11 protein-coding genes are annotated in these 13,516 nt (G+C 34.7%); 9 read left to right on the top strand and 2 right to left on the bottom strand.

The annotated features are described in order from the left end of the window. Positions 1-174: 174 nt before the first annotated feature. A complete protein-coding gene (locus ACH2BV_RS02755; protein ID WP_395049132.1) occupies positions 175-1,365 on the bottom strand; it encodes an ATP-binding protein in 1,191 nt (396 codons plus the stop codon). Between the two features lie 416 nt (positions 1,366-1,781). Between ACH2BV_RS02755 and ACH2BV_RS02750 the strand changes: the two genes are divergently transcribed. The 9 genes from ACH2BV_RS02750 (at position 1,782) to ACH2BV_RS02710 (ending at position 11,100) form a co-directional block, all read left to right on the top strand. Beyond that, the gene (locus tag ACH2BV_RS02750; protein ID WP_395049131.1) at positions 1,782-4,073 is read left to right on the top strand and encodes a DNA topoisomerase 3; all 2,292 of its coding nucleotides are present in this window, start codon (positions 1,782-1,784) and stop codon (positions 4,071-4,073) included. Positions 4,074-4,306: 233 nt separating this feature from the next. Then, positions 4,307-4,780, top strand: coding sequence for a DUF6265 family protein (locus ACH2BV_RS02745; RefSeq protein WP_395049130.1), 474 nt, complete (start codon positions 4,307-4,309; stop codon positions 4,778-4,780). Between the two features lie 221 nt (positions 4,781-5,001). Continuing rightward, positions 5,002-7,218, top strand: a complete 2,217-nt coding sequence (locus ACH2BV_RS02740) for a TonB-dependent receptor family protein (protein WP_395049129.1) — start codon at positions 5,002-5,004, stop codon at positions 7,216-7,218. A gap of 234 nt (positions 7,219-7,452) precedes the next feature. After that, positions 7,453-8,256, top strand: a complete 804-nt coding sequence (locus tag ACH2BV_RS02735) for a DUF6662 family protein (RefSeq protein WP_395049128.1) — start codon at positions 7,453-7,455, stop codon at positions 8,254-8,256. Between the two features lie 11 nt (positions 8,257-8,267). After that, positions 8,268-8,552: a c-type cytochrome gene (locus ACH2BV_RS02730; RefSeq protein WP_395049126.1), complete on the top strand. Its 285-nt coding sequence runs from the start codon at positions 8,268-8,270 to the stop codon at positions 8,550-8,552. Between the two features lie 494 nt (positions 8,553-9,046). Beyond that, a complete protein-coding gene (locus tag ACH2BV_RS02725; protein ID WP_395049125.1) occupies positions 9,047-9,556 on the top strand; it encodes a pyridoxamine 5'-phosphate oxidase family protein in 510 nt (169 codons plus the stop codon). Between the two features lie 66 nt (positions 9,557-9,622). Continuing rightward, the gene (locus ACH2BV_RS02720) at positions 9,623-10,093 is read left to right on the top strand and encodes a PA2169 family four-helix-bundle protein (RefSeq protein ID WP_395049123.1); all 471 of its coding nucleotides are present in this window, start codon (positions 9,623-9,625) and stop codon (positions 10,091-10,093) included. Then, positions 10,090-10,458 carry an STAS/SEC14 domain-containing protein gene (locus ACH2BV_RS02715; protein ID WP_395049122.1) on the top strand — a complete coding sequence of 123 codons (369 nt, stop codon included), beginning with the start codon at positions 10,090-10,092 and terminating at the stop codon, positions 10,456-10,458. The genes ACH2BV_RS02720 and ACH2BV_RS02715 overlap by 4 nt, the downstream gene beginning before the upstream one ends. A 12-nt stretch (positions 10,459-10,470) precedes the next feature. Further along, positions 10,471-11,100: an NAD(P)H-dependent oxidoreductase gene (locus ACH2BV_RS02710; protein WP_395049120.1), complete on the top strand. Its 630-nt coding sequence runs from the start codon at positions 10,471-10,473 to the stop codon at positions 11,098-11,100. Between the two features lie 481 nt (positions 11,101-11,581). Here ACH2BV_RS02710 and ACH2BV_RS02705 read toward each other — a convergent pair. Further along, positions 11,582-13,516: class I tRNA ligase family protein (locus ACH2BV_RS02705; protein ID WP_395049118.1), on the bottom strand; the 1,935-nt coding region annotated here is incomplete at its 5' end.

Raw genomic sequence — 13,516 nt, 5'->3', positions numbered from 1 at the left:
AATCGCTAGCGCAGAATTGCATTCTGTGCCAACAAACGAAGGCAGATAAAACAAGTCAGAAAAGCTATGTCCAGAAAACGACATAGTTTTTTTTATGTTTAAATTGATTTAGAAGTAATTTTGTCAGAATAGCTTTGGGTGCAAATAGGAGTAGGCACAGAATGTAATTCGAGACTAATACATAAACCCAAACAGCCAAACTGGAATTATAGTCCCATACCCTATTTCTATCATATCTTTGGCAATATAGGAATCCGGAATATCGATAATTTGTTTCCTGGTTTTGTTTTTGCCTCCTATTTCAAAGGTGTACTTTTTATTGACCAGAAAATCGGCTTGATCCGACAGATTAATTTCGTGTAAATCCTTGAATTGGTTAAGGAAAAACGTTTCTCTAACATTGCCAATATTGATATTCTCTTTTGCCAAAGCATACATCAAATTGGTATTGTTCAAAAACAACTTTTCGGGTTTTGTCAAAACTCCAATTCCTGAGGTGTCTTTGTATAATTCGTTTACTAATCCTGCACGGTCTAGAATTTTTATCGCCTGAATTAAAGTATTTCTGGAAACGCCCACTTTTTCGCTCAACTTGGTAATATTGGGCGTAAATGGAGCACTGGTTGCAACAGTTATCAATAATTTTTTCAATTTGACCAAGGTTTCATAGTTCAAATCTTCGACCGCATTAATATCTATTTCTATGATTAAATTTATAGTGTTGCGCAATTTTTGAGGATAATCATTCTCACTTTCTTTGAAATACGGGTACGCTCCCATTTGCAAATATTTTGCAAAAAGAGGCAAGGGCTTCATCTCTTCCAGCATTTTGGAAGCTATTTCGTTGTGATTACCCAAAATTTCTTCTAAAGAAAAAATCGGAAATTTTTTATTGGTATCCAACTCAATAAATTCTCTAAAAGACAACTCTTTTAGGGTATAAGAAACCGCTCTTCGACTCAAATCCGATTCGGCTTTGTAAATTTCGAGCATTGAGGAAGAAGTAAAAACAATACTCAAAGCGGGGAAATTGTCATAAATTAATTTTATTTCTCTAGACCAATTGGGGTATTTATGAACTTCGTCCAACAATAAATGAGTGCCGCCAAATTTCACAAACAGCTTTGCCAAATCATATAATTTATTTTCAAAAAAATAAATATGATCCAAGCTTACATAGAGCGTACTTTTTAGCGGTAATTTTCTTTTTGCGATTTGCAACAACAAAGTCGTTTTTCCTGAACCTCTAGCTCCTTTTACGGCAATTAATCGGTTATTCAAATCCATTTTATCAATCAAATACCGTTGAAATTTCAAGGATACCATAGTGGTTTTTTCTTGAAATTCTAAAATAAGATCTTCCATAATGTTGTTTTTAAATAGCAAATATACTTAAAAATGTTAAATATAAACAACAATTTTATATATTTTTTGTTGTGTTTAAATAACAATTTTAAAAACTATCTAAAAGTTTTTTATCCGTAAATTGAGAATATATGAAGTAATCTACTGTATTTTTCTTTCGTTATTATGAAAAAAGAAACGAAATCTTTAGCCCTGATGGAAGCGGCATCCTCGTAGCGCAGCGAAGAGATTCAGCGTACAGCAGGAGGATTGGTTCTTGAAAACACCAATGGTTCTGCTCCTGAAAAAACTTCGAAATGCCAACCCGTTCATAACTCCTAAAGATTTCTTTTTAATACCAATTTCAAAATTCCTACTTTGCACCTTCAAATGCCATTCCCGTGCAAACGGGAAACCATATAAAAATCTATATACAAATGAAGGTCTGTATTGCCGAAAAACCAAGTGTCGCCCGCGAAATCGCATCCGTTTTGGGAGCCAATACCAAGCACGATGGCTATTTTGAAGGCAATGGTTATCAGGTAACCTACACTTTTGGGCATTTATGCACTTTGAAAGAACCCAACGATTACAAACCGCACTGGAAAAGTTGGGACCTCAATAACCTGCCTATGCTTCCCGAGAAATTTGAAACCAAAGTGGTCGAAAATTCGGGTATTCAGAAGCAATTCAAAATTATAAAAAGCTTGTTCGACAAAGCCGACTTGGTCATCAACTGTGGGGATGCGGGACAAGAAGGAGAACTCATTCAGCGCTGGGTGATGAACGAAGCCAATTATAAAGGCGAGGTAAAGCGGTTGTGGATTTCGTCCCTAACCACCGAAGCCATCAAGGAGGGTTTCGACAACCTGAAACCATCCGCCAATTACGATAATTTATACTACGCCGGCTTTTCGAGAGCCATTGGCGACTGGTTATTGGGTATGAACGCCACCCGTTTGTATACCGTAAAACACGGTGGTTACAAACAAGTTTTGTCCATTGGTCGGGTGCAAACGCCAACATTGGCAATGGTTGTGGATCGATTCAAAGAAATCGAGAATTTCAAACCTCAACCTTATTGGGAATTGCAAACCTTGTATGGAGAAACGCTTTTCAGCTATGAAGAAGGACGCTTTTTGAAAAAGGAAGATGGCGAAATTTTGGCCAACAAAGTCAAAGAAAGCGAGTTCGAAATTGTGTCTGTCGAAAAGAAAAACGGCAACGAATTTGCGCCCAAACTGTTTGATTTAACAGGCTTGCAAGTGTATTGCAATACTAAATTTGGTTTTACGGCAGATGAAACACTTAAAATCGTTCAGACTTTATACGAACAAAAAGTAGTCACTTATCCGAGAGTTGATACGACTTTCTTACCAAATGACGTTTATCCGAAAGTGGCTGGTATCCTGCAAAATCTGTCCAATTACGCTGCCTTGACTCAACCGCTGTTAGAAAAAAAGATAAAAAAATCGCCAAAAGTTTTCAACGATAAAAAAGTTACTGATCACCACGCGATAATTCCAACAGGAATGCAAAGCAATTTGCAATACAATCAACAGCAAGTGTATGATATAATTACACGCCGTTTTATTGCTGTTTTTTATGACGATTGCTTGGTAGCCAATACAACCGTAATGGGAAAAGCTGCTGAAGTACTATTCAAAGCTACCGGGAAGGAAATCTTGAAAAAGGGTTTTCGCGTCGTTTTTGAAGACCCGAACGTTAAAGAAAAAGAAGCCGATATTTTGCCAAGTTTTGTTGTTGGCGAAAAAGGACCACATCAACCTTCGTTCTTGGAAAAGGAAACCAAACCACCGAATCAGTTTACGGAAGCCACCTTATTGCGCGCAATGGAAACCGCGGGTAAACAGGTTGACGATGAAGATTTACGCGAATTGATGAAAGAAAACGGCATTGGACGTCCATCAACGCGAGCCAATATTATTGAAACGCTTTTTAGACGTCAATATATTGTTCGAAACAAAAAACAGGTATTGCCAACACCAACTGGAATTCAATTGATAGACACCATTCAAAATGATTTGGTAAAGTCGGCAGAACTAACAGGTTCTTGGGAAAAGCAGTTGAAAGATATTGAAAAAGGAACTTTTACCGCCGGTGCGTTCATTAAAAATATGAAACAAATGGTCGAGGAATTGGTATATGAAGTACGAAGAGAAACCAGAGGTGCTAATATTTCGCATGCAGGAAGTGTTCAAAAACAAGAAGCTGTTGTCGAGAAAAAGAAAGCAGAAGGGATATTGGCAGAAGTTTGTCCAAAATGCAAAAAAGCAACACTCATCAAAGGAAAATTAGCTTACGGCTGTGGTGATTACAAAGCCGGTTGCCGTTTTGTATTGCCTTATACTTTTGCGGAGAAAAAAATATCCGAGAATCAATACTTGCGGTTACTCCAAAAGGGATCAACTGTAAATTTAAAAGATTTCAAAACAGCTGCCGGAATGGTAGAAGGTTTATTACGCTTTGACGAAAATTTTGAACTAAAATTAGAAGAAAAGAAAACCATTGTTAAAGCAACTTCGGATGTATTAGAATGTCCCAAATGCAAAAAAGGAACCGTTCTAAAAGGAAATACCGCTTATGGTTGCAGCGACTATAAATCGGGCTGCGATTTTAAAGTACCTTTTGATGTGGTTCGTGCGAAACTAAAAGATCAAAAACCCACGAAAGAATTGGTTTATAGCATTTTGAAAGAAAGTTTTTAGGAACAGTTAAAAAGTTGACATAACACAAGCGAAGCGAACTAGCGAAGTAATTTCACGAATTATCACGATAGAAGTATCTCGACGCACCTGAACAACATAATTTAGACGCTTCCAGCGTGACAAATAGCAAGAATAACAGTAATCAACAATAAATATTAGAACTACTGAATAACAATAATTGTTATCTTTTTCCTAATTTTGAAAAGTTAGTATAGACCAATTAAATTTCTCTTATGAAAAAAACAATTCTTATTCTCATTATAGCCGTGACATTAACTTCGTGTTTAAAATCTAAGGAAACTTCTAAAATTGTAGTTGCTGATTGGCTTTTGGGGAAATGGGAAAACAATTCTGAAAACGGAAATCTTACGGAAACTTGGAAAAAAGTAAACGACAGCATCTATAACGGTGAAAGCTATTTTGTAAAAGGAAAAGACACCCTGCATGCTGAACAAATCAAATTAGAACAAAAAGGAGAAGCGCTTTTTTATATTTCTACTATAAAAGGTCAAAACAATGACGAACCTGTAACTTTTATTCAAAACGATACTATTGAGAAACAATTAGTTTTTGAAAATCCAAAAAATGATTTTCCCCAAAAAATCAGTTATTTAAAGATTACAAATGACAGCATTCTAATTCAAATCTCTGGAATTCAGCAAGGAAAACCAAGTTCTTCAAAATATTCAATGAGAAAAATGAAGTAAATATGTATTTTTATTATTAAACCCATATTTTTTTTCCAAAAAAGAAAGATATAGTTTTGGTCATCATTTTAATTCTCAATCAAAAATACAATTCGTCAATTCGTTATTTATAATTATTCTAAATAGTTTTGGTAAATCGTTTTTAGGTTATATATTTGCATCGTTATTTTTATTTAATCTAAATAACATTAACCAAATATTATCTAAAAAACATTTACACAATGAAAAAAGTAGTTACTCTCCTATTTATTACCATGTCATTCTTAGGTTATTCGCAAGAAAAAGAGATAAAAAAAGACACCATTAATTCCTTATCCGAAGTTGTTATCAATTCTGATGCAATAGTGGGTAACAAGTTCAAGGCTAAAAACAAGGCCGGATCAACATTCTATATTTCAGAAGCCGATTTAAAAGTATTCAAGCAAGATGACATTTCCAGAATTTTAATCAATGTTCCAGGAGTAACGATACAAGAAACAGATGGTTTTGGTTTACGGCCAAGCATTGGAATGAGAGGGACAAATCCTGACAGAAGTTCTAAAATAACACTTATGGAAGATGGAGTTCTTATTGCCCCAGCTCCCTATGCTGCACCAGCAGCATATTATTTTCCGACGGCTGCTCGTATGAAGGCTTTTGAAATCATCAAGGGAGGAAGCCAAATTCAATATGGTCCTTACACCACAGCAGGAGCATTGAATATGGTATCAACACAAATACCTACTGCTTTTTCTGGAAATATAAGTGCTACTTATGGCAGCTATAATACCAAACATTTCTATACCAGTTTAGGCGATTCTTTCAAAAACTTCGCTTACTTGGTAGAATACAACAACAGAAATTCGGACGGTTTTATGGATATTGACTATAGTTCCAAAAAAAAAGGTTTTGATGCCAACGATTATGTAGCAAAATTCCGTTTAAACACTGATTTAGATGCGAAAATATATCAATCGTTAACAATGAAACTGCAATATTCTGAAGATGCATCGCAAGAAACATATTTAGGATTGACAGATACCGATTATAAAACAAATCCATACCGAAGATATTTAGGTTCAAACGAAGACAATCTATTAACTGATCATTTTCAATTAATGGCAACCCATTATATTAGGCCTACACAAAATCTAACTTTTACCACAAAAGCATATAGGAATACTTTTGCCAGAAATTGGTACAAACTAGATGCTGTAAACTTGGGGACAACATCCGTTTCTATCACAAATATATTGGCAGACCCTATAAAATATTCAGGTGAATACAATGCCATAGCCGGAAACAACAACACCATAGCAAATGCATTGCGAGTAAAAGCAAACAATAGAAAATATGAGTCACAAGGTGCACAAACTGTTGGAAATTATAAATTTTCTACTGGAAATGTAAAACACGACTTGGAATTTGGAGTTCGTTATCATGAAGACTACGAAGACCGATACCAATGGGTGGATGGTTATGCCATAAACAACAAATTTATGAACCGAACTAATAATGGGATTGGTGGCAGTGATTCCAATAGAATTCAAAGTGCCAAAGCTGTAGCCACACATTTATTGTATAATATCACGATACAAGACTTCGTTTTTACTCCAGGGTTGAGAAACGAGAACATTACAATAACAAATAAAGATTATGGAAAATTAGACCCAAATAGAACTGGTGCAAATTTAAAAACTCAAGAGAATACGGTAAATGTATGGATACCGGGAATGGGAATATTATACCACATCAACGACAGCTATAAACTATTTGCAAGTTTGCACAAAGGATTTTCGCCTCCAGGTGCTTTACCTGGTGAAGATGCCGAAAACAGTATGAATTCCGAATTTGGATTCCGTATGAATAAAAATGCTTTTTCATCTGAAATAGTTATTTACAACAACGACTACTCCAATTTGCAAGGAGCAGACACTATGTCTGGAGGAGGCAGCGGAACCGGCGATTTGTTTAATGCTGGAAAAGCAAGAGTAAATGGATTGGAGTTCACGGCTTCTTATGATATAATGCACAATTCGAATGTGTTTAAACTGCCAATATCATTGAGTTATACCTATACGAAAACCAAATTAAAATCCGATTTTATAAGCCCAAGCTGGGGAACCGTAACTTATGGTGATGAAATTCCATTTATTGCAAAAAACCAATTAGCCTTAACTGCAGATTTAGAACACAAAAAATATAGTTTAGCTGTAAATGCACGTTACATAGGAGAATTCAGGACAAAAGCAGGTCAGGGAGACATCCCAGAAAATTACAAAATTGATGACAACATAATAATTGATTTTGCTGCAAAATACCATCTCACCAATAAAGTAAGCTTAACATCAAATATTATCAACTTGTTAGATTCTGACAAAGCAGTTGCAAGAACTCCAGCTGGTTTAAGACCTAGTCATCCTTTTGGAATTAACGCTGGTATAATAGCGACATTTTAATAATACCAGTAGCTTGCAATTCTGAAAATAGGCAGGAATTTGTATTTTCAAAAAAAACAACCTCTTGTTAAATAAAATATAAATAAAATTAAAGCACTAATTTATCTATAAACAATTCTTAAATAAAAGTTAATAATTATCCAAAAAAATTGTGCAGCTCTGAAATTAGGTTGATATATTTGCACAATTATTTTATTTAAATTCTAATAAAATAAACTTTAAAAAATTTACAAAATGAAAAATAATATCTTATTCGCAAGCTTTTTACTATTAAGTTCAATAAATTTATTGGCTCAAGACAGGGTTTTCAACTACGCCTATCAAAGTGCCGTTTTAAATAAAGGAGCAAAAGAACTAGAAGTTTGGACAACTGTTTTAAGCGGAAAAACAGATTTTTATAGGGAAATTCAAAACAGAGTTGAATATGAAATAGGATTAGGTTCTAACTTGCAAACCTCCTTTTACATCAATTCAAAACAGAAAGCAGCATTTGATTCTGATTCAGGAGAAATTAATATGAGTTCAACAGAAATATCATTTTCAAACGAATGGAAATATAAATTTTCTGATCCAGTTGCAGACAGATTTGGGTTTGCGGGATATGTAGAATTCACGGTTGCCACTGATGAATTAGAAATTGAATTGAAAGCAATTTTCGATAAAAAAATTGGACAATCAACTCACGCATTAAACCTTACTTTTGAGCCTGAATGGGAAACCACAACCTCTGATGGAAAGGTAACAACCGAAACTGAACTGAAATATGATTTAAATTATGGTTATTCATACAACTTTAACAAAAACTGGAATTTAGGTGCTGAGATTATAGATAGAAACGTTTATATAAAAGAAGACAGTTTTACACATTCAGCATTGTTCGCAGGACCAACATTAGGATACAATACTGATAAATTCTGGTTGAATCTATCTTATTCTCCACAAATTGCCGGGTTAAACAATCCTGAAGGAATGTCTGGTTTAAACGTGGAGGAATTTACAAAAATGGATGTTAGACTTCTATTCTCCTATTCCTTTTAATACGTAATAACATGAAAAAATTAATCATTATTGGTTCCATTTTATTGTTGATTTCCTGTTCATCACAACTCTATATTCCCATAGAAGCAACACTAACTGTATCGCTTGAAGACTTGAAAACAGGAAGAGAAATCTATGTAAAAAAATGTTCGAGCTGTCATCAATTGCATTTGCCCAATCAATATACTGAAAAAGCATGGAGTTTAAATTTGGCCAAAATGCAGGACAGAGCTAAAATTACCGATGCAGAAAAACAGTTGATTTATCAGTATATCACAAATGCTTCAAAGAAATAAGCAGTATTACAACTATTTACTAAAATAAAATCCGTGGCAACACGGATTTTCTTGTTTTTGGGAATTATAGTAAATAAACCACCTCGTTGCAGAGCCCACGAGGTATTGGCAAAGTTAAACACAAATTTACACAAAAAAAACCTGTGAAAATCTGTGACCCGAGTCCCACTAGTTTGCGGGACGAATTGGCGAAGCAAATCTGCAGTAAAAAAAAACGAAGCAAAGCTTTCAGGAATTAAACATAAAGAGATTAAAGTGGATACAAAGATTAATAGTTCCCTTTTTAAAAACTTTTAAAACTTACACAAACAATCAACTTTTTTGGCATGGCTGTAAATCTTGCAACCTTTTTCATAAATTGTGTAATACTCCTTTTAACTAAGAAGCCCACCTTTGTAGTCTGGCAGTCCGTTACCAATTAAATCAAGTTAAAATTGACAAAAATCAAATAGCGGAAGATTTTAAACTCAAGTTGAAAATAAAAAATAAAAAAAATGAGTAACCCAAAAAATTTGAATAACAAAGAAGCCACTGACAAACTAAAAAGTTTGGTTGACGAAATAATGATTTGCCTATTTTGCACCAATCTTAAAACAGACGATGGCTCTACCTGCCGACCTATGACAGCTTTAAAAGTTTGCGACCAAGGCAATATTTGGTTTTTCAGTGAAAAGAACAATGATAAAAATAAAGCGGTTGCAGTAAGCAAAAATGTGCAACTCTTTTTTTCGCATCCTGGTAAAAACAGTTACTTAGTTGTAAATGGTGAAGCCGAAATAATTCTAGACAAAACAAAAATTGAAGAACTATGGACACCCGTCGCTAAAATTTGGTTTAAAGAAGGTAAAGACGATCCTAATATTTCAATAATAAAAGTGAGCCCAACTAGTGCTTATTATTGGGACACGGACGGCAACCGAATGATAAACTTCATTAAAATGGTAACATCTGTTGCCACAGGTACCAATTTAATTACAGGAAATCAAGGAGCTTTAAATGTTTAGTTAATAATTAAATTCAGTCATTTATTTGTCTGACAATTTTTGACAGTAATTTATCATAGCAACAAAATGAAAAACATAAAAACAATTGAAGTGCTAAACACACTTACTAATATCAACAAAGATCGAATTGAAGTATACAAAACAGCAAGCAACGAAACCGAAGAACAAGATTTGAAAACCTTGTTTGTACAGTTCAGTTCTACAAGCCAAAAATGCAAACAAGAATTAAAAACTGAAGTTACCAAATTGGGAGGACCACGAGCAGAACACACTACGATATCAGGGAATTTCTTTCGTATGTGGATGGATGTAAAAGCAGAACTCACAGGAAAAGACCGCTACTCAATACTCAACTCATGCGAATATGTCGAGGAAATGACTAAAGACACTTATGAAGAAGCATTGGAAAATGACTTGGAATATTTAAATGTTGAACAACAGACCATGATTAAAAAACAACAAACTTTACTTGTAACTGACTTCCACAAAGTGAAATCTATGGGAGATGCTTTACTTAATTTAAAATTAAATTTATGATAACTTACTTAGAAAATTTACCCGCAAACGTGGCTGGCTTTAAAGCCACAGGAGAAATCAACGAAAAAGATTTTACAGAAACAGTAATGCCCAAAGTAAAAGCATTAGTTGATAAAACAGATAAACTGAATTATCTTTTAGTACTTGAAACTTCTCTAAAAAATTTCACAATTGGTGCATGGATGAAAGATGCCCTGATGGGCATAAAACATTTAACTAAATGGAACAGAGCTGCCATAGTTTCTGATGTAGAAGCAATCCGAAATTTCACAGACATCTTTAGCTACTTCCTTCCCGGAGAGTTTAAGGGATTTGAGCATAAAGACCTTCAAGAGGCTGTTGACTGGGTTTCAGAAAAAATTTAAACAAAAAATAAAATGAAAATTATAGATGCACTCAAATGGCGATACGCTGCCAAAAGAATGAATGGAAAAAGTATTCCAAAAGCAAAAATGGAAGCTATTTTAAAAGCAATTTCTCTTGCACCATCTTCATTCGGTTTACAACCTTATTCAATTATAGTGGTTCAAAATGCAGACTTACTTGAAAAAATAAAACCCATTGCAAGCATGCAGCCTCAAATTACTGAGGCCTCTGCCGTATTGGTGTTTGCAGTTTGGGATAATCTAACACAAGAAAGAATAGACAATTATATAACGCTTATTTCTAAAGTAAGAGATGTTACCAAAGAAAGTTTGAATCCAATTAAAAGAGTAATTGAATCGCAACTTGTAAAAACTCCCGAACAAAATTTTAATTGGAACGCCAAGCAAGCCTATATAGCATTAGGAATTGGATTAGTAGCTGCTGCTGAAGAAAATATAGACAGCACACCAATGGAAGGTTTTGACCCCGAAATGTTAGACGAAGTTTTACAACTCAAAGAAAAAGGATTAAAAAGTGTAGTTCTTTTAGCATTAGGGTATCGTGATGAAAAAACGGACTACTTAGTAAATCTAAAAAAGGTTAGAAGAGAAGAAAACAAGCTTTTCACTTCATTAAATTAATTTTTTATCCTTAAAAATAAATACAAAGCACAAAATGACACCTATAGCCATCGTGTAATCCCAACTGATAAGATTTTTGCTTTAGGTGATGTTGCTTTTATTGAAAGTGAATTACATCCCAAAGGATACCCTCAGTTAGCCAGCGTGGCAATTGACCAATCAAAAAATCTTGCCAATAATTTTATACGATTAGCAAAAAACAAAAAAATTATTCCATTTAAATATGTAAACAAAGGCAGTATGGCAACAGTTGGTAGAAATAAAGCTGTAGTGGATCTATCTATACCCAAACTAACCTTACACGGATTTTTAGCCTGGTTTATATGGATGACCTTACATTTATTTTTATTAATTGGATATATAAATACATCACTCATCGTCAATCATTATCTCTTTTATATCCTTCATTAACTTCCAAAAAATAAACCTAATTTGTTTTAAAAACAAATTAGGTCTGTATAATATAATCCGAAAAGAATTATTATTTCAATCCAGCCAAACTTTGCTCAATTGTAGCAATTTTTGCCAAAGCATCAGCTTGTTTTTGTCTTTCGTTTGCCAAAACTTTTTCTGGCGCACCAGCCACAAATTTCTCGTTGGCGAGTTTACTTTCAACGGATTTCAGGAAACCTTGGGTATAAACTAATTCAGTTGTGAGTTTTGCGATTTCTTCCTCAACATTAATATTTCCAGTTATTGGAATAAAATATTCGTTCGATTTCACACGGAAAGACAAAGCACCATCCACTTTATCTGAAACATATTCCAGTGAAGTGATGTTTCCTAATTTGGTCACCACCGCATCAAAATAAGTCGATACTTTATCGTGGTTTACAATTCGCAATTCGATGGTATCTTTAAAGGGAATGTTCTTGTCTTTACGAATCGTTCTAATTCCCGAAATCACTTCAACTGTATTTTCGAAATCATGAATCAATTGTGCATTAAATGGTTTTATTTCTGGCCAAGTCGAAACAATTAACGCTTCGTCCGGAGTTCTTTCGGCAAGAATTTGCCAAATTTCCTCTGTCAAAAACGGCATAAACGGATGCAATAATTTCAAGTTGTTTTCCAGCATTTCTATGGCTTTCGCCAAAGTTGCGCTGTCAATTGGTTGTTGGTATGCCGGTTTTATCATTTCGAGAAACCAAGAACAGAAATCATCCCAAACCAGTTTGTAAATTCCCATTAAAGCATCGGAAATTCTATATTTTTCGAAATTATCTTCGATTTCTAAAAGCGTTTCTTGCAACTTCGCTTCGTACCATTCAATCGCCACTTTTGACGATTCCGGTTGCGGAATAGCATCCGAAACTTCCCACCCTTTTATCAATTTGAAAGCATTCCAAATTTTATTGGTAAAGGCTTTTCCTTGGTTACACAATTCTTCGTCAAACATAATATCGTTTCCTGCCGAAGCGCTCAAAAGCAATCCCACACGAACTCCATCGGCACCAAATTTTTTGATTAACTCCAATGGTTCTGGTGAATTCCCCAATGATTTCGACATTTTACGTCTTTGTTTATCCCGAACCAAACCCGTTAAATACACATTCGTAAATGGTTTTATGCCTGTATATTCATATCCTGCAATAATCATTCGCGCCACCCAGAAAAACAAAATATCCGGACCGGTAACCAAGTCATTTGTTGGATAATAGTAGTTGAAATCTTCGTTTTCAGGATCCATAATTCCTCCAAAAACAGACATTGGCCACAGCCAAGAAGAAAACCAAGTGTCGAGTGCATCAACATCTTGTCTTAAGTCAGAAGTGAGAAGTGAGTTGTTAGAAGTTTTGGCTTTCGCTAAAACTAGAGCTTCTTCGATAGATTCAGCTACCACGAAATCTTCTTTTCCGTCGCCGTAGAAATAAGCCGGAATTTGTTGTCCCCACCACAATTGACGCGAAATATTCCAATCGCGAATGTTATTTAACCAATGCGCATAAGTATTATTAAAACGAGCTGGATGTAATTTTATATCGCCATCAACCAAAACAGATTTGATTGCCGGTTTTACCAAATCTTCCATTTTCAAAAACCATTGGTCTGACAAACGAGGTTCAATTACGGCTTTTGTTCTTTCGGAAGTTCCTACTTTATTTAGGTAAGCTTCTGTTTTCGCCATAGCCCCAATTGTTTCTAATTCCTGAGCAATTTCGGTACGAACCACAAACCGATCTTTGCCTTGGTAATGCAAACCAAAACTATTCAAAGTAGCGTCTTCGTTGAAAATATCGACAATCTCCAGATTATGTTTTTCACCCAAAGCTTTGTCATTCATATCGTGAGCCGGAGTCACTTTCAAACAACCGGTTCCAAACTCTATATCAACATATTCATCTTCAATAATTGGAATCACACGGCCGCAAATGGGCACAATGGCGCTTTTACCTTTTAAATGAGCAAAACGTTC

Source organism: Flavobacterium sp., from assembly GCF_043780635.1.
In the GTDB taxonomy this organism is placed as follows: domain Bacteria; phylum Bacteroidota; class Bacteroidia; order Flavobacteriales; family Flavobacteriaceae; genus Flavobacterium.
The sequence above is the reverse complement of the archived record's forward strand: the minus strand, read 5'-3'. Positions and strand labels throughout refer to the sequence as shown.

Coding starts and splice junctions, on each gene's coding strand:
- ACH2BV_RS02710 (WP_395049120.1), top strand. CDS start 10,471: ATGAAAATTATAGATGCACTCAAATGGCGATACGCTGCCAAAAGAATG.
- ACH2BV_RS02745 (WP_395049130.1), top strand. CDS start 4,307: ATGAAAAAAACAATTCTTATTCTCATTATAGCCGTGACATTAACTTCG.
- ACH2BV_RS02715 (WP_395049122.1), top strand. CDS start 10,090: ATGATAACTTACTTAGAAAATTTACCCGCAAACGTGGCTGGCTTTAAA.
- ACH2BV_RS02725 (WP_395049125.1), top strand. CDS start 9,047: ATGAGTAACCCAAAAAATTTGAATAACAAAGAAGCCACTGACAAACTA.
- ACH2BV_RS02735 (WP_395049128.1), top strand. CDS start 7,453: ATGAAAAATAATATCTTATTCGCAAGCTTTTTACTATTAAGTTCAATA.
- ACH2BV_RS02755 (WP_395049132.1), bottom strand. CDS start 1,365: ATGGAAGATCTTATTTTAGAATTTCAAGAAAAAACCACTATGGTATCC.
- ACH2BV_RS02750 (WP_395049131.1), top strand. CDS start 1,782: ATGAAGGTCTGTATTGCCGAAAAACCAAGTGTCGCCCGCGAAATCGCA.
- ACH2BV_RS02740 (WP_395049129.1), top strand. CDS start 5,002: ATGAAAAAAGTAGTTACTCTCCTATTTATTACCATGTCATTCTTAGGT.
- ACH2BV_RS02720 (WP_395049123.1), top strand. CDS start 9,623: ATGAAAAACATAAAAACAATTGAAGTGCTAAACACACTTACTAATATC.
- ACH2BV_RS02730 (WP_395049126.1), top strand. CDS start 8,268: ATGAAAAAATTAATCATTATTGGTTCCATTTTATTGTTGATTTCCTGT.